This is a genomic window from Paracoccus sp. MKU1 (assembly GCF_001447385.1).
In the GTDB taxonomy this organism is placed as follows: domain Bacteria; phylum Pseudomonadota; class Alphaproteobacteria; order Rhodobacterales; family Rhodobacteraceae; genus Paracoccus.
Genome location: NZ_LLWQ01000221.1, coordinates 1 through 14,851 on the forward strand (window position 1 = coordinate 1; position 14,851 = coordinate 14,851).

17 protein-coding genes and 1 tRNA gene are annotated in these 14,851 nt (G+C 66.6%); 13 read left to right on the forward strand and 5 right to left on the reverse strand.

Annotated features, from left to right (window positions below):
* Both AQY21_RS25475 and AQY21_RS25480 read left to right on the forward strand, forming a co-directional pair.
* Window positions 1–283: hypothetical protein (locus AQY21_RS25475; protein ID WP_238986905.1), on the forward strand; the 283-nt coding region annotated here is incomplete at its 5' end.
* Between the two features lie 221 nt (window positions 284–504).
* Window positions 505–1,356 (forward strand): LuxR family transcriptional regulator, encoded by an 852-nt coding sequence (locus AQY21_RS25480; RefSeq protein ID WP_082658265.1) that lies wholly within the window; start codon window positions 505–507, stop codon window positions 1,354–1,356.
* Between the two features lie 84 nt (window positions 1,357–1,440).
* On the opposite strand, the gene tsf is transcribed toward AQY21_RS25480, so the two are convergent.
* Both tsf and rpsB read right to left on the reverse strand, forming a co-directional pair.
* Window positions 1,441–2,352: a translation elongation factor Ts gene (gene tsf / locus AQY21_RS25485; protein ID WP_058100388.1), complete on the reverse strand. Its 912-nt coding sequence runs from the start codon at window positions 2,350–2,352 to the stop codon at window positions 1,441–1,443.
* A gap of 97 nt (window positions 2,353–2,449) precedes the next feature.
* Entirely contained in the window at window positions 2,450–3,235 is a 786-nt protein-coding gene (gene rpsB, locus AQY21_RS25490) for a 30S ribosomal protein S2 (RefSeq protein ID WP_082658266.1), read from the reverse strand.
* Between the two features lie 331 nt (window positions 3,236–3,566).
* On the opposite strand from rpsB, the gene AQY21_RS25495 reads away from it, so the two are divergent.
* From AQY21_RS25495 to trpB, 10 genes are all read left to right on the forward strand, one after another.
* On the forward strand, window positions 3,567–3,932 hold the full coding sequence (locus AQY21_RS25495; RefSeq protein ID WP_058100389.1) for a response regulator: 366 nt from the start codon (window positions 3,567–3,569) through the stop codon (window positions 3,930–3,932).
* A gap of 55 nt (window positions 3,933–3,987) precedes the next feature.
* A tRNA-Thr gene (locus AQY21_RS25500) sits at window positions 3,988–4,063 on the forward strand.
* Window positions 4,064–4,191: 128 nt separating this feature from the next.
* The gene (locus AQY21_RS25505) at window positions 4,192–4,776 is read left to right on the forward strand and encodes a d(CMP) kinase (protein WP_058100390.1); all 585 of its coding nucleotides are present in this window, start codon (window positions 4,192–4,194) and stop codon (window positions 4,774–4,776) included.
* The gene (locus tag AQY21_RS25510) at window positions 4,773–5,852 is read left to right on the forward strand and encodes a nitronate monooxygenase family protein (RefSeq protein ID WP_058100391.1); all 1,080 of its coding nucleotides are present in this window, start codon (window positions 4,773–4,775) and stop codon (window positions 5,850–5,852) included. Before AQY21_RS25505 ends, AQY21_RS25510 begins: the two co-directional genes overlap by 4 nt.
* A 162-nt stretch (window positions 5,853–6,014) precedes the next feature.
* Window positions 6,015–7,694: a 30S ribosomal protein S1 gene (gene rpsA, locus AQY21_RS25515; RefSeq protein ID WP_058100392.1), complete on the forward strand. Its 1,680-nt coding sequence runs from the start codon at window positions 6,015–6,017 to the stop codon at window positions 7,692–7,694.
* A 196-nt stretch (window positions 7,695–7,890) separates the two neighbouring features.
* Window positions 7,891–8,178, forward strand: a complete 288-nt coding sequence (ihfB, locus tag AQY21_RS25520; RefSeq protein ID WP_058100393.1) for an integration host factor subunit beta — start codon at window positions 7,891–7,893, stop codon at window positions 8,176–8,178.
* 36 nt (window positions 8,179–8,214) lie between these two features.
* Complete coding sequence (locus AQY21_RS25525; protein ID WP_058100394.1) at window positions 8,215–8,616, forward strand: LapA family protein; 402 nt, start codon at window positions 8,215–8,217, stop codon at window positions 8,614–8,616.
* Between the two features lie 4 nt (window positions 8,617–8,620).
* Complete coding sequence (locus AQY21_RS25530; RefSeq protein ID WP_058100395.1) at window positions 8,621–9,268, forward strand: phosphoribosylanthranilate isomerase; 648 nt, start codon at window positions 8,621–8,623, stop codon at window positions 9,266–9,268.
* Window positions 9,265–9,717 (forward strand): GNAT family N-acetyltransferase, encoded by a 453-nt coding sequence (locus AQY21_RS25535; RefSeq protein ID WP_058100396.1) that lies wholly within the window; start codon window positions 9,265–9,267, stop codon window positions 9,715–9,717. Before AQY21_RS25530 ends, AQY21_RS25535 begins: the two co-directional genes overlap by 4 nt.
* A 52-nt stretch (window positions 9,718–9,769) precedes the next feature.
* The gene (gene trpB, locus AQY21_RS25540; RefSeq protein ID WP_058100397.1) at window positions 9,770–11,002 is read left to right on the forward strand and encodes a tryptophan synthase subunit beta; all 1,233 of its coding nucleotides are present in this window, start codon (window positions 9,770–9,772) and stop codon (window positions 11,000–11,002) included.
* A 31-nt stretch (window positions 11,003–11,033) separates the two neighbouring features.
* Here trpB and AQY21_RS25545 read toward each other — a convergent pair whose 3' ends face one another.
* On the reverse strand, window positions 11,034–11,651 hold the full coding sequence (locus AQY21_RS25545; protein ID WP_058100398.1) for a DsbA family protein: 618 nt from the start codon (window positions 11,649–11,651) through the stop codon (window positions 11,034–11,036).
* Between the two features lie 67 nt (window positions 11,652–11,718).
* On the opposite strand from AQY21_RS25545, the gene alkB reads away from it, so the two are divergent.
* Window positions 11,719–12,375: a DNA oxidative demethylase AlkB gene (gene alkB / locus AQY21_RS25550; RefSeq protein ID WP_152988342.1), complete on the forward strand. Its 657-nt coding sequence runs from the start codon at window positions 11,719–11,721 to the stop codon at window positions 12,373–12,375.
* Between the two features lie 64 nt (window positions 12,376–12,439).
* On the opposite strand, the gene AQY21_RS25555 is transcribed toward alkB, so the two are convergent.
* On the reverse strand, window positions 12,440–13,261 hold the full coding sequence (locus AQY21_RS25555; protein WP_058100510.1) for a bifunctional allantoicase/(S)-ureidoglycine aminohydrolase: 822 nt from the start codon (window positions 13,259–13,261) through the stop codon (window positions 12,440–12,442).
* A gap of 36 nt (window positions 13,262–13,297) precedes the next feature.
* A complete protein-coding gene (gene puuE, locus AQY21_RS25560; RefSeq protein WP_058100400.1) occupies window positions 13,298–14,704 on the reverse strand; it encodes an allantoinase PuuE in 1,407 nt (468 codons plus the stop codon).
* Between the last annotated feature and the right edge of the window lie 147 nt (window positions 14,705–14,851).

The window sequence follows — 14,851 nt, forward strand, 5'->3', positions numbered from 1 at the left end:
CCACGTCTGCACCCTCGACTACATCGCAAAGATGCTGGGCGAAGACCCCGAGCTTCTCAAAGCCATCGTCTACAACGACGACAACCTGACCTATGGCTCGATCATCAGCGTCTATACCGGCCCGGATGACACCGTCACCGCCCTGACCGATGACGGTATCGATGAACTGAAAGACATGCTCAGGGACGCGCGCATCACCACCGAAACCTGGCACGCGTTCCTCGACGACTTTGTCGATGACGCGGAACTCGTCGCCCGCATCAAAACCCAATCGCCGCGGTAACAATCGGTCGGTTACGGAGAAGAAGAACTTTGGGAAGATTTTATGAATATCACCTTTGTTATCAATTGGTTTCATATATTCCCTCAGCTGCTTTAACCTAATATCAACTTAGGGAGAGTACCTGATGGATTGATCCTTTGCGGTTCTTGGCAATATTCTTTCAAGGGTATCGGTTGCGGTGCAATTTATTCTAAAGAAATTTGGGAAAGAGTTCGGTCAACATGGAAATGCTGAAAGACATTGAGGTCATCCTGGCGGCCCGTTCGACGCAGGCCGTCTGGCAACATTATGTCGCGCGATTGACCGGTCTCGGCTTTCCCCATGTCTCCTATCATGCGGTGCAGATTCTCCAGGCGCCCTGCGACAGGATGCGCGACGACGGGGTTCTGCTCTCCAGCTATTCGCAGCGCCTGATGCAGGAGCTTGCCGCGCTGGACCTGCTCGAAAGTGCGCCGATGCATCAGTGGCTTGCCCACAACCGGGGCAGTGAAAGCTGGGACTGGATGCAGCGGCGCCGGCTGGCCGGACGGCTGAGCCCGCGAGAGGAGCGGGCGATGGATATCTTTGCGCGCTACGGCCATGTCGCGGGCTATGCGATCAGCATGGGCGAGGATGTGGACCGGATTCGCGCGGGGGTGATTGTCGGCGGCCCGATCGGCATGCGGCAGGACAGGTTGGACGCGCTTTGGGCGCAGCATGGCCGCGTCGTCGAGGCGCTGAGCGGGCTTATGCACCTGCGCATCTCGAGCCTGCCTCATGTCGAGCGCGAAAGCCTGTTGACGCTGCGCCAGCGCGAGGTGCTGGAATGCATCTCGGTGGGCCGCACCACGCAGGAGATCGCCGGGATCCTGGAGGTTGCCCCGGCGACGGTGGAAAAGCATCTGCGGCTGGCGCGCAAGGCGCTGGGGGCAAAGACCACGGCCCAGGCGATCCTGCTGGCCGCCAGCCGCAAGCAGATCTTCAATTCCACTGCGGAGCCGCGTCACGTCTCGCAGGACGGCACCTTTCATCCCGAAAGGAAGGGCAGGTCTCAACCGGGTGCGCCGGGCCTTCCGATCTGTTGCGCACATTGAGCCCGCAGCAACCGAATACCGGTGCGATATGCAAGAACGCCGGTCCGAAAGGGCCGGCGCTTGCAATTCGCGGGCGGGCGGGGATCAGGCGCCGGCGCGGGTCTTGGCGACTTCGGCGGCGAAGTCCTCTTCCTTCTTCTCGATGCCTTCGCCGACCATCACGCGGGCATAGCCGGTAATCTCGACGCCGGCCTCTTTCGCGGCCTGCTCGACGGTCAGGTCGGGATTGACCACGAAGGGCTGGCCCAGCAGCGTGTTCTCGGCGACGAATTTCTTCATCCGGCCGGGGATGATGTTGTTCTGGATCACGGCCTCGGGCTTCGGCTTGGCCGAGGCGGCGTTCTCCTCGAGCGCCTTGGCGGTCTGCACTTCCAGTTCACGCGCCAGCAGCGCCGGGTCGAGCGTCGCTTCCGACAGCGAGACCGGGTTGGTCGCGGCGATATGCATGGCGAATTGCTTGCCGATGGCCTGCGCCTTCTCGACGTCGCCCTTCAGCGCCACCAGCACGCCGATCTTGCCCAGGCCCTCGGCCGCGGCGTTATGGACGTAGGAGACGACGGTGTCGCCTTCCAGCGCATGCATCCGGCGCAGGGTCATGTTCTCGCCGATGCGGGCGATGGCGTCGGTGATGACGTCCGAGACCGGCTTGCCGTTCAGATGCGTGGCCTTCAGCACTTCGACATCCGTGGCGGTTTCCAGCGCCACGGCGGTGATTTCGCGCACCAGCTGCTGGAAGTCGGCGTTCTTGGCGACGAAATCGGTTTCCGAGTTGATCTCCACCGCGACGCCGCGGCCTGCCGTGACCTGCACCCCGACAAGGCCCTCGGCGGCGACGCGGTCGGCCTTTTTCGCGGCCTTGGCCAGACCCTTGGTGCGCAGCCAGTCGATGGCGGCTTCCATGTCGCCATTGGTTTCGGTCAGCGCCTTCTTGGCGTCCATCATGCCCGCGCCGGTCGTTTCACGCAGGTCTTTCACCATCGCAGCGGTGATAGCCATCGGGAGTCTCCTTGCTTTTCAATGCGTCAGGCGGGGTTTATCCCCGCCTGATGAATGTTCCGTAAACCTGTCGCGGCCCGGTCCGGGCCAGGGTCGATCAGGCTTCGGCGGCTTCCTCGGCGGTCTCGCCCGCCAGGGCTTCCTCGACGCTGGCTTCCAGCGCGCCAAGGTCCACGCCGGCGGCGCCCATCTGGGCGGTCATGCCGTCCAGCGCGGCGCGGCTGACGAGGTCGCAGTAAAGCGCGATGGCGCGGGCAGCGTCGTCATTGCCCGGAATGACATAGTCCACGCCCTTGGGCGAGCAGTTGGTATCGACCACGGCGACGACCGGGATGCCCAGCTTCTTCGCCTCGGCGATGGCCAGGTCTTCCTTGTTCACGTCGATGACGAACAGCAGGTCCGGCAGGCCACCCATCTCGCGGATGCCGCCCAGCGAGGCTTGCAGCTTGGCCTGCTCGCGCTCCATTTGCAGCCGTTCCTTCTTGGTCAGGCCCTCGGCGCCCGAGGACAGGGTCTCGTCCAGCGCCTTCAGCCGCTGGATCGACTGCGAGACGGTCTTCCAGTTGGTCAGCGTGCCGCCCAGCCAGCGGTGGTTCATGTAATACTGCGCCGATTTCTCGGCGGCTTCGGCGACGGCCTTCTGCGCCTGGCGCTTGGTGCCGACGAACAGAACCCGGCCGCCCTTGGCGACGGTGTCGCGCACGACCTGCAACGCCGCGTCCAGCATCGGCACGGTCTGGGTCAGGTCGAGAATGTGGATGCCGTTGCGTTCACCATAGATGAACTCGGCCATGCGAGGGTTCCAGCGCTGGGTCTGGTGGCCGTAGTGAACGCCAGCTTCAAGCAGCTGACGCATGGAGAATTCGGGAAGCGCCATGTCCATATCCTTTCCGGTTTGCGCCTTGGCGGGGCTTTCAGGGGCTGACCCCAACCGGTGGACCGTCGAAGGATGTCTCCCTCCGGGGCCCGACCCCGCCTGTGAAGTGCGCGCGAGATAGTCCCTTTGCGTCGCGAATGCAAGCCCTGCCCGCGGGAAATGCGCCCGCTTGCGCAAGAAAACCGCAAGGATGAGGGATTGCCCCGGCGTCCCGGCGCGCGTCAACCGAAGTTTAATCTTTCTGCGCGATTTTTGCACGAAACGGTTTGGAATCGGAGGGCGGCATGGTGGCACGCGGCAGGATGAAACGGCGATGGCGCCAGGGCGGGGGGTGGAGATGGCGCTGACGATTCTGGTCCAGCACAGCAATCGCGAGCTGCGCGAGCATGCCGCCGCGGTGCTGGAGGCGGCGGGCATGGCGGTGCGGCAAGCCAGCGACGGCACTCAGGGGCTGGCCGCGCTCGAAACGGCGCCGGTCGATGTCATCCTCACCGGCATCAACATGCCGCAGCTCGACGGTTTCGGCTTCATCGAGGCGGTGCGGGGGCGCGACCGGCTGCGGGCGATTCCGATTCTGGTCATGGCGGTCTCGGCCACGCCCGAGTTGAAGACCCGCGCCCGCAATGCCGGGGCGGCGGGCTGGCTGCCGCATCCGCTCGATCCCGCCCGGCTGGTCGAGACGGTGCGCATCGTCACCGCCTGATGGACGACGCCAAGCTTGCGCCCGCGCCCATCAGGCGCTACGGAACAGGCAGGATGCCGGTTTAGCTCAGCTGGTAGAGCAGCTGATTTGTAATCAGAAGGTCGCGGGTTCGATTCCTGCAACCGGCACCATGATCCAGTTGCGGACGGGCGGCCGTCCGGCAGGTGTCTTTGGTGCGGTCCTGGCGAAGCTGTGGTCTGGCTGGCGGGATTCGGCTTCAGGCATGGTTCGGGCCGCTCGCACCAGAATCCGAGGACCCATGCCCTTCACCATCGCCATCGACGGACCCGCCGCCTCGGGCAAGGGTACCATTGCCCGGGCGCTCGCCCGGCATTTCGGCTTTGCCCATCTCGACACCGGGCTGCTTTACCGCGCGGTCGGCGCCAGGGGCGGCGATCCCGTCGCCGCGGCCCGAAGCCTTGCCCCCGAGGATCTGGCCCGCGACGACCTGCGCAGCGCCGAGGCCGGGCAGGCCGCCAGCCGCGTGGCCGCCATCCCCGAGGTGCGGGCCGCGCTGGTCGAGTTCCAGCGTTGCTTCGCGCGGCGGGAGCCGGGCGCGGTGCTGGACGGGCGGGACATCGGCACGGTGATTTGCCCCGAGGCCGAGTTGAAGCTCTATGTCACCGCCAGCGACGAGACGCGCGCCCGCCGCCGGGCGCTGGAGCTCGGCGCCGACGAGGCCCGGATCCTGGCCGAACTGCGCGAGCGCGATGCCCGCGACGCAGCCCGCGACGTTGCGCCGATGCGCCCGGCCGAGGATGCGCTGCTGCTCGACACCACCGGGATGAGCATCGACGAGGCCGTGGCCCGCGCCATCGCCTGCGCCAAGGAGGCCGGCGCATGAGTCTGCGTTTCCAGCTTTCCGACCTGCGCGTGCCGGTGATCCAGGCGCCGATGGCCGGCACCGCCACGCCGTCCCTTGCGGCCGAGGTCAGCCGGGCAGGGGGGCTGGGCTCGCTGGGCCTGGCCGCCTCGGGCGCCGCCCAGGCGGCCGCCATGATGGCCGAGACGCGCGAGCGGCTCGGTTCGGATCGCTTTGGCGTCAACCTGTTCTGTCACCGCCCCGCCCAGGCCGATCCTGCGCGGGAAAAGGCGTGGCTCGACTATCTCGCCCCCGAATTCCGCCGCTTCGGTGCCGAGCCTCCGGTCCGGATCGAGGAGATCTATCGCAGCTTTCTCGTCGATGACGACATGCTGGGCGCCGTGCTGGCGGCGCGGCCGGCGCTGGTCAGCTTCCATTTCGGCCTGCCCCCGGCCGGGCGCATCGCCGCGCTGCGCGACAGCGGTGCCGTGTTGGCGGCGACCGCGACCTCGCGGGCCGAGGCGCTGGCGATCCGCGACGCCGGGCTCGACCTGATCATCGCCCAGGGCTACGAGGCAGGCGGGCATCGCGGCATCTTCGATCCCGACGGCCCCGACGATCGGCTTCCGACCGAGGCGCTGCTGCGCGAGCTGCTTGATCTCGGCCTGCCGGTCATCGCGGCCGGCGGCATCATGGACGGCGCGGATGCGGCACGGTTCCTCAAGGCCGGGGCGGCCGCGGTGCAGATGGGCACCGCCTTCGTCGCCTGCCCGGAGTCGGCGGCCAATGAGGCCTACCGCAGCCGGCTCGCCGCGGCAAAGCCGGGCGATATGGTGATGACCCGCGCCATTTCCGGCCGGCCGGCGCGCGGGCTTGCCAATCGGCTGACCGCGCTCGGCGAGGCGGAGGCTGCGCCGCCCCTGCCGGATTACCCGATCACCTATGACGCGGCCAAGCGGCTGCATGCGGTGGCCGGGGGCTCGGATTACGCGGCGCAATGGGCCGGAACCGAGGCGCCGCGCGCCCGTCCCATGCCGGCCGCCGATCTGGTGGCGGTGCTGGAGCAGGAGATTCGGGCGCATTTCCCCAGCCTCGGCGCTTGCCAGAACGGCCGATGAAGGCTATATCGCGCCCGTCAGGGTAAACGATGGGGCCAGAACGGGCCGCTTCAACAGGGTCGGGCGCATGCCGCGACCCTTTGCGCTTATCCCGGCATCTACAAAAAGACCGGCGGAGCCAACCGCATGGCCAGCAATGATCGAAAAGGAAACTGGATATATATGTGCGCTAAAGCGACCATGGAGGAATTCGAGGCCCTCCTGAATGAAAGCCTCGCCATCGACACGCCCGAAGAGGGTTCGGTCGTCAAGGGCAAGGTCATCGCCATCGAGGCGGGCCAGGCCATCATCGACGTCGGCTACAAGATGGAAGGCCGTGTCGATCTGAAAGAATTTGCCAATCCCGGCGAAGCTCCCGCCATCGCCATCGGCGATGAGGTCGAGGTCTATCTCGACCGCGTCGAGAACGCCCGTGGCGAAGCCTCGATCTCGCGCGAGAAAGCCCGCCGCGAAGAGGCCTGGGACCGCCTGGAGAAAGCCTATGCCGCGGAAGAGCGCGTCGAAGGCGCCATCTTCGGTCGCGTCAAGGGCGGCTTCACCGTCGATCTGGGCGGTGCCGTGGCCTTCCTGCCCGGCAGCCAGGTCGATGTGCGCCCCGTGCGCGACGCCGGCCCGCTGATGGGGCTGAAGCAGCCCTTCCAGATCCTGAAAATGGATCGCCGCCGCGGCAATATCGTCGTGTCGCGCCGCGCCATCCTGGAAGAAAGCCGCGCCGAGCAGCGCGCCGAGGTCATCGCCAACCTGTCGGAAGGCCAGACCGTCGAGGGCGTGGTCAAGAACATCACCGAATACGGCGCCTTCGTCGATCTGGGCGGTGTTGACGGCCTGCTGCACGTCACCGACATGGCCTGGCGCCGCGTCAACCACCCGTCCGAGATCCTGTCGATCGGCGAGACCGTCAAGGTCCAGGTCGTCAAGATCAACAAGGACACCCACCGCATCAGCCTGGGCATGAAGCAGCTTCAGGCCGACCCGTGGGATACCGTGGCCGACAAGTTCCCGATCGGCTCGGTCCATACCGGCCGCGTGACCAACATCACCGATTACGGCGCTTTCGTGGAGCTGGAAGCCGGTGTCGAGGGCCTGGTCCACGTCTCGGAAATGAGCTGGACCAAGAAGAACGTCCATCCCGGCAAGATCGTCTCGACCTCGCAGGAAGTCGACGTCATGGTGCTGGAGATCGACGAAGCCAAGCGCCGCGTGTCGCTGGGTCTCAAGCAGACCATGCGCAACCCGTGGGAGGTCTTTGCCGAGACCCATCCGGTCGGCACCGTCATCGAGGGCGAAGTCAAGAACATCACCGAATTCGGTCTGTTCGTGGGCCTGGAAGGCGATATCGACGGCATGGTCCACCTGTCGGACATCTCGTGGGATACCCGCGGCGAGGAAGCCATCCAGGACTTCCGCAAGGGCGACGTGGTGAAAGCCGTGGTCCAGGAAGTCGACATCGAGAAGGAGCGCATCTCGCTCTCGATCAAGGCGCTGGAAAACGACGCGATGGCCGAGGCCGTCGAGGGCGTCAAGCGCGGCTCGGTCATCACCGTCACCGTGACGGCGATCGAGGATGGCGGCATCGAGGTCGAATATAACGGCATGAAGTCCTTCATCCGCCGTTCGGACCTGGCCCGCGACCGCCAGGACCAGCGTCCCGAGCGCTTCCAGGTCGGCGACCACGTCGATGTCCGCGTCACCAATATCGACACCAAGACCCGCCGTCTGGGCCTGTCGATCAAGGCGCGCGAAATCGCCGAAGAGAAGGAAGCCGTCGAACAGTATGGCAGCTCGGATTCGGGCGCCTCGCTGGGCGACATCCTGGGCGCTGCGCTCAAAGGTCGCGGCTGAGCCGTGATCGGCTGAACTTTGCGCCCCCGGCTTGTCCGGGGGCGCTTTTCGTTGCGGATCGCCGCCGATTGAACCATAAAGTCTTGAAAAGCACGGCAACCAATCCGCCGACCATGCGTTCTGTCGTTGAATGCCGCGATGTCTGACCTATGATCGGGCGGCAGGAATTGTTGGAACACCAGATTCAGGAACCGCAATGATCCGATCCGAACTGATCCAGAAGATCTCCGAAGAAAACCCGCATCTGTTCCAGCGCGATGTCGAGCGGATCGTGAATACCGTCTTCGAGGAGATCATCGAGGCGATGGCCCGGGGCGACCGGGTGGAATTGCGCGGCTTCGGCGCCTTCTCGGTCAAGAAGCGGGACGCGCGCCAGGGCCGCAACCCGCGCACCGGCGAAACCGTCAGCGTGGACGAAAAGCACGTGCCCTTCTTCAAGACCGGCAAGCTCCTGCGTGAACGGTTGAACGGCGACGCCGAATAGGCCAGATTGCCGGCGACAATCTCTGCGGGGTAAGGCATGCGCGCGATCCGGATCTTCTTCTTCGTCATTCTGGCCATCGTGCTGATGCTGCTGGCGGCGGCGAATCGCGAGCTTGTCACCGTCAGCCTGATGCCCGAGGCGCTGGCGCAATTCACCGGCGGCCGCTGGTCGCTGACCATGCCGGCCTTCGTGGCGTTGTTCCTGGCCATGGTCTTCGGCGTGCTGGTCGGGCTGGTCTGGGAATGGCTGCGCGAGGCGCATCTGCGCGCCGAATCCAGCCGCCGGGCGCAGGATTTGGCGCAGTTGCAGCGCGAGGTCGGCGACCTGCGCCGCACCCATGCCGCGCCGCGCGACGATGTGTTGGCCATCTTGGACGAATCGGCGCGCCAGCCGGCCGCGCCGACCGGCTCTGGCACGACCCTGCCGGCTTCGCGCTGATCCGATGGCCATTTCCGTCAAGATCTGCGGCCTGACCGAGGCCGCCGGCCTCGCGGCGGCGGTCGAAGCCGGCGCGCGCTATGTCGGCTTCGTCTTCTTTCCGAAATCCCCGCGCCATGTAACGCTCGAGGCGGCAGCGGAGCTTGCCGCGCAAGTGCCGTTGGGCGTGGCCAAGGTCGGGCTGTTCGTGGATCCTGATGACGCGGCGCTGGACGCGGTCCTCTCCCGCGTGCCGCTGGACCTGATCCAGTTGCACGGCACCGAGACTCCCGCTCGCGTGGCCGAGGTCAAGACGCGCACCGGCCTGCCGGTGATGAAGGCGGTGGGCGTGGCCGATCCGCAGGATCTGCATGCGCTCTGGGATTACGGCCTCGTGGCCGACATGCTGCTGATCGATGCCAAGCCGCCCAAGGATGCGGTGCTGCCGGGCGGCAACGGCCTCGCATTCGACTGGCGGCTGCTGGCCGGGCGGCAGATTCTCAAGCCCTGGCTTCTGGCCGGTGGCCTGACGCCCGAGAACGTGCATGAGGCGATCCGCCTGACCCGCCCGCCGGGCGTCGATGTCTCCTCGGGCGTCGAAAGCGCGCCCGGCATGAAGGACCCCGAACGCATCCGCCGCTTCATTGCCCGCGCTACGGCGCCGGTCCTGTGACTGCTGCCGTCACGTTCCGCGAGGCCCTGCGCGACGAGGTTCCCGCCGTGCTTGCGCTCTTGCGCGACGACATGCTGGGCCGCGCGCGCGAAGCCGACGGTCTCGCCCCCTATCTCGCGGCCTGGGAGGCCATGCAGGCCGAGGCCGCGAACCATCTGGTCGTCGGCCTGATGAACGGGCAGGTGATCGCCTGCTACCAGATCACCTTCATCTCCGGCCTGTCGCTCTCTGCTGCCCACCGCGCCCAGATCGAGGGCCTGCGCGTTCGCCCCGACCTGCGCGGCCAGGGCATCGGCGCGGCCCTGATCGGCGACGCCGAAGCCCGCGCCCGCGCCGCCGGCTGCACGCTCTTGCAGTTCACCACCAACCGCAGCCGCGCCGACGCGCATCGCTTCTACGACAGGCTCGGCTTTACCCCTTCCCATATCGGATATAAGAAAACCCTCTGACGGGGCTTCTCTGTTGCCCAAATACCCATTCCGACCGCGCGCGAGGAGAGCCATGGCCGAAGACCTCATCAACAGCTTCATGACCGGCCCGGACGAGCAGGGCCGCTTCGGCATCTTCGGCGGCCGCTTCGTCAGCGAGACTCTGATGCCGCTGATCCTCGACCTCGAGGCGGAATACGAGCGCGCCAAGGACGATCCGAACTTCTGGGCCGAGATGGACGATCTGTGGAAGCATTATGTCGGCCGCCCCAGCCCGCTCTATTTCGCCCCGCGCCTGACCGAGGAACTGGGCGGCGCCAAGATCTACCTGAAACGCGAAGAGCTGAACCATACCGGCAGCCACAAGATCAACAACGTCCTGGGCCAGATCCTCTTGGCGCGCCGCATGGGCAAGACCCGGATCATCGCCGAGACCGGCGCCGGCCAGCATGGCGTGGCGACCGCGACGGTCTGCGCCCGCTTCGGGCTGAAATGCATCGTCTACATGGGTGCGCATGACGTCGAGCGCCAGGCGCCGAACGTGTTCCGCATGCGCCTGCTGGGCGCCGAGGTGGTGCCGGTCACCTCGGGACGCGGCACGCTCAAGGACGCGATGAACGATGCGCTGCGCGATTGGGTGACCAATGTGCGCGACACCTTCTATTGCATCGGCACCGTCGCCGGCCCGCATCCCTATCCGGCCATGGTGCGCGATTTCCAATGCATCATCGGCCGCGAGACCCGCCGGCAACTGGCCGAGCAGGAGGGCGAGGGGCGCCTGCCCGACAGCGTGGTCGCCGCGATCGGCGGCGGCTCGAACGCCATGGGGCTGTTTCACCCCTTCCTGGACGAGCCCTCGGTGCGCATCATCGGCGTCGAGGCCGGCGGCAAGGGCGTCGATGAGCGCATGCAGCATTGCGCCAGCCTGACCGGCGGCCGGCCCGGCGTGCTGCACGGCAACCGCACCTATCTGCTCCAGGACGACGAGGGCCAGATCCTCGAAGGCCATTCGATCAGCGCCGGTCTCGACTATCCCGGCATCGGCCCTGAACATGCCTGGCTCAAGGAGCAGGGCCGCGCCGAATATGTCAGCGTGACCGATGACGAGGCGCTGGCGGCCTTCCAGACCCTCTGCCGGCTGGAAGGCATCATCCCGGCGCTGGAGCCCAGCCATGCGCTGGCCCATGTCGTCAAGATCGCGCCCGAATTGCCCAAGGATCACATCATGGTGGTGAACCTGTCGGGCCGGGGCGACAAGGACATCTTCACCGTCGCCAAGCATCTGGGCGTCGATATCCGCACCTGACCGGCCTCGCGGGTCCTGGCTCTGGCGCGCGCTATCGCGCGCCGCGCGCCTCGGCCACCAGTTCGGCCAGGTCCTCCTTGCGCAGATAGCCGAACACCGCCCGGTCGCCAGCGATAAAGCTGGGCGTGCCGACCAGCCCGATCTCGTCGGCCAGCGCCAGCGAGCGTTCGATCCGCCGGGTGATCTCGGGCGCCTGCATGTCGCGCTGCAACCGTTCTACATCCAGCCCGACCTCGCGCGCGACGCGCAGCACCGAGGCCTTCTCGGCCTTGCCGCGCATCGCCATCAGGGCCCGGTGAAACTCGGGATACTTGCCCTGCGCCTGCGCGGCCAGCGCCGCCTCGGCGGCAAAGCGCGAGCCCTCGCCGAAGATCGGGATCTCATGCACCACCAGCCGCACGTCCGGATCCGCTTGCAGCAGCGCCGCCACCTCCGGCGCGCTCTTGCGGCAAAAGCCGCAATTGTAATCCGAGAACTCGACCAGCACCGTATCGCCCCCCTCATTGCCCATCACCGGCAGGCCGGGGCCGTTGAACACCGCTTCCTTGATTGCCGCGACCTCGGGCCCGCCGTGATCCTGCGCCCGAACCGGCGCCAAGGGCAGGGCGCACAGCAGCGCCAGGGCAATTGCGGCAAGGGGACGGGGCATGGCATGAGTCCTTTCCTGTGGCCCTTCTTGAAAGCCATCGCCAAGGGCGCGGGTCAAGGGCCGCGGCATGACAATCCCGTGGGAGGGCAGCATGGAGCCAGACCTGTTCGGAACCCGCCGCGACGAGCCCATCGGCCCCGGCGCGATGATCCTGCGCGGCTTCGCGCTCGACCCCGCCATCCTCGATGAGGTTGCGCGCATCGCCGGCATCTCGCCTTTCCGCCACATGCAGACGCCGGGCGGGCGCCGGATCGGCGTCGAGATGACGAATTGCGGCGCGCTCGGCTGGGTCAGCGACCGGCGCGGCTATCGCTACGAGCCGCGCGACCCTCTGACCGGCCAGCCCTGGCCCGACATGCCGCCGCGCTTCCAGGAGCTGGCGACCGAGGCCGCCGCGCGGGCGGGCTTCCCCGGCTTCCAACCGGATGCCTGCCTGGTCAACCGCTATCAGCCGGGGGCGAAGATGGGCCTGCACCAGGACCGGGACGAGGCCGACATGGCCGCGCCCATCGTCTCGGTCTCGCTGGGCCTGCCGGCCACCTTCCAGTTCGGCGGCCCGGACCGCCGCGACCCGGTGACGAAACACTTGCTGACCCACGGAGACGTGGTGGTCTGGGGCGGTCCGGCGCGGCTGGCCTGGCACGGCATCCTGACGCTGAAGCCGGGCGAGCATCCGCTGACCGGCGCCGCCCGCATCAACCTGACCTTCCGCCGCGCCCGCTGACCGGCCTTCTCCGTTTTCCAAATACCCCGGGGGGAGCCGCGCAGCGGCGGGGGGCAGAGCCCCCTTACTTCCAGATCGGCGCGTGCCGGTTCACGTCCTTGTAGAGCAGATAGCGGAAATTCCCCGGCCCGCCGGCATAGCAGCATTGCGGGCAGAAGGCGCGCAGCCACATGAAATCGCCGGGGCCGACCTCGACCCAGTCGCGGTTCAGCCGATAGACCGCCTTGCCCTCGATCACGAACAGCCCGTGCTCCATCACATGCGTCTCGGCGAAGGGGATCGAGCCGCCCGGCTTGAAGGTCACGATGGTGATATGCATGTCATGGCGCATATCGGCCGGGTCCATGAAGCGGGTGGTGGCCCAGCTGTCATTGGTGTCGGGCATCGGGATCGGCGCGATGTCGCGTTCGTTGGCGATGATCACGTCGGGCTTGTCGAGCCCCTCGACCGCCTGCCAGCGCTTGCGCCACCAATGGAAGCGCGAAAGCTGGTCGCCCGCGCGCACCGTCCATTCGGTGCCGGCAGGGATATAGGCGAAGCCGCCCGGGGTCAGCTCATGCACCTGGCCCGCGATGGTCAGGGTGACGGCACCGTCGGTGACGAAGATCGCCGATTGCACGCCCGCGTCCTCTTCCGGCCGGTCCGAGCCGCCCTGCGGTTGCAGCTCGACGATATACTGGCTGAAGGTCTCGGCGAAGCCCGAGAGCGGCCGGGCGATCATCCACAGCCGCATGCCGGTCCAGCCCGGCAGGAAGCTGGTCACGATGTCGCGCATCGTGCTGGCGGGGATGACGGCATAGGCCTCGGTGAAGATGGCGGTGTCGGTGGTCAGGTCGGTCTGGGGCGGCAGACCGGCGAAGGGTCCGGCATATGTCGGTGCGGCCATGGTCGCGCCTTTCGGGATATGGTTCATCGGGGAATCCTATTTCAGCGCGTCATGCAGCCGCAACTCGGCGATGCGCATGACCTGGCGCTCGGCCTCGGCACGCTCGGTCGCGGTGTCATTGCCGATGCGCGCCTTCATCGCCGCCATGATGCCGGGCTTGTCGTGGTCGCGGACCGCGATGATGAAGGGGAAGCCGTGCTTGGCGACATAATCAGTGTTCAGCGCCTGGAAGGACTCGCGCTCGGTATCGGTCAGCGCGTCGAGCCCGGCCGAGGCCTGTTCCGAAGTGCTTTCCGCCGTCAGCCGCTTGGCCTGCGCCAGCTTGCCGGCCAGGTCCGGGTGCGCGACCAGCACGCCCAGCCGCTCCTCATCGGAGGCGCCGCGGAAGACCTGCGCCATGCGCGCGGCCAGGCCGGCGGGCGTGTCGTGGATGGCGCCCATCTCGCCGTCCCAGACCCGTTCGGCGATGAAGGGGGAATGCTCGTAGATGCCGCCGAATTTCTGCACGAATTCCTCGCGCGCCATCTCGGACGGGCGCTGCTTCGGCTGGTAGGGATGCGTCCTGGCCCAGTGCCGGGCGATGTCGAGCCGGGTGGCGAACCAGACGCCCTCATGTTTGCGGGCGTGTTCGATGAATTTCTGCACCGCGATGGCGCGGCCCGGACGGCCGGCCAGGCGGCAATGCAGCCCGATGGACATCATCTTGGGCGCGCCGGCCTGCCCTTCGGCATAGAGCACGTCGAAGCTGTCGCGCAGGTAGTCGAAGAACTCGACCCCGGTGCCGAAGCCCTGGCCCGAGGAGAAGCGCATGTCGTTGGCGTCCATCGTATAGGGCACCATGAGCTGCGGCTTGCCGTTGTGGACGTGCCAATAGGGCAGGTCGTCGGCGATGGTGTCGGCCAGGTATTCGAAGCCGCCTTCCTCGCAGCCCAGCTCGACCGTGTTCATCGAGGTGCGGCCCTGGTAGAAGCCGCGCGGCCGTTCGCCGGTGACGCGGGTGTGCAGCTCGATGGCCCTGGCGATATGCTCGGCCTCGACCTCGCGCGGGATGTCCCTGTAGTCGATCCATTTCAGGCCGTGGGTGGCGATCTCCCAGCCAGCGGCCTGCATGGCCGCCACCTGCTCGGGTGCACGCTCGAGCGCGGTGGCAACGCCGTAGATGGTCACCGGCACGTCCTTGAGCAGGCGGTGGAGACGCCAGAAACCCGCCCGCGCGCCGTAGTCATAGATCGATTCCATGTTCCAGTGGCGCTTGCCGGGCCAGGGCTGGCAGCCGATGATCTCGGACAGGAAGGCTTCCGAGGCGGCGTCGCCGTGCTCGATGCTGTTTTCGCCGCCTTCCTCGTAATTGATGACGATCTGCACCGCGATCCGGGCATTGCCGGGCCATTTGGGATCGGGCGTGTGCTCGCCATAACCGATCATGTCGCGGCTGTATCGCATCGCTTGCTTCCTTTCCTGATTTCTGGCTGACTAGCACTCATCACCCTGCCAGCCTTTCAGGCAACCCGCGAATTACTATAAACAGAACCAAGTTTTTCTTGAAAATCGCTGTTTATAAATATCTCATTGAAACTCTGTCGCTAGACC

Bases quoted from the DNA above. Each gene is read 5' to 3' on its own strand.
- AQY21_RS25480 (WP_082658265.1), top strand. From the start codon at position 505: ATGGAAATGCTGAAAGACATTGAGGTCATCCTGGCGGCCCGTTCGACG.
- tsf (WP_058100388.1), bottom strand. From the start codon at position 2,352: ATGGCTATCACCGCTGCGATGGTGAAAGACCTGCGTGAAACGACCGGC.
- rpsB (WP_082658266.1), bottom strand. From the start codon at position 3,235: ATGGACATGGCGCTTCCCGAATTCTCCATGCGTCAGCTGCTTGAAGCT.
- AQY21_RS25495 (WP_058100389.1), top strand. From the start codon at position 3,567: ATGGCGCTGACGATTCTGGTCCAGCACAGCAATCGCGAGCTGCGCGAG.
- AQY21_RS25505 (WP_058100390.1), top strand. From the start codon at position 4,192: ATGCCCTTCACCATCGCCATCGACGGACCCGCCGCCTCGGGCAAGGGT.
- AQY21_RS25510 (WP_058100391.1), top strand. From the start codon at position 4,773: ATGAGTCTGCGTTTCCAGCTTTCCGACCTGCGCGTGCCGGTGATCCAG.
- rpsA (WP_058100392.1), top strand. From the start codon at position 6,015: ATGTGCGCTAAAGCGACCATGGAGGAATTCGAGGCCCTCCTGAATGAA.
- ihfB (WP_058100393.1), top strand. From the start codon at position 7,891: ATGATCCGATCCGAACTGATCCAGAAGATCTCCGAAGAAAACCCGCAT.
- AQY21_RS25525 (WP_058100394.1), top strand. From the start codon at position 8,215: ATGCGCGCGATCCGGATCTTCTTCTTCGTCATTCTGGCCATCGTGCTG.
- AQY21_RS25530 (WP_058100395.1), top strand. From the start codon at position 8,621: ATGGCCATTTCCGTCAAGATCTGCGGCCTGACCGAGGCCGCCGGCCTC.
- trpB (WP_058100397.1), top strand. From the start codon at position 9,770: ATGGCCGAAGACCTCATCAACAGCTTCATGACCGGCCCGGACGAGCAG.
- AQY21_RS25545 (WP_058100398.1), bottom strand. From the start codon at position 11,651: ATGCCCCGTCCCCTTGCCGCAATTGCCCTGGCGCTGCTGTGCGCCCTG.
- alkB (WP_152988342.1), top strand. From the start codon at position 11,719: ATGACAATCCCGTGGGAGGGCAGCATGGAGCCAGACCTGTTCGGAACC.
- AQY21_RS25555 (WP_058100510.1), bottom strand. From the start codon at position 13,261: ATGGCCGCACCGACATATGCCGGACCCTTCGCCGGTCTGCCGCCCCAG.
- puuE (WP_058100400.1), bottom strand. From the start codon at position 14,704: ATGCGATACAGCCGCGACATGATCGGTTATGGCGAGCACACGCCCGAT.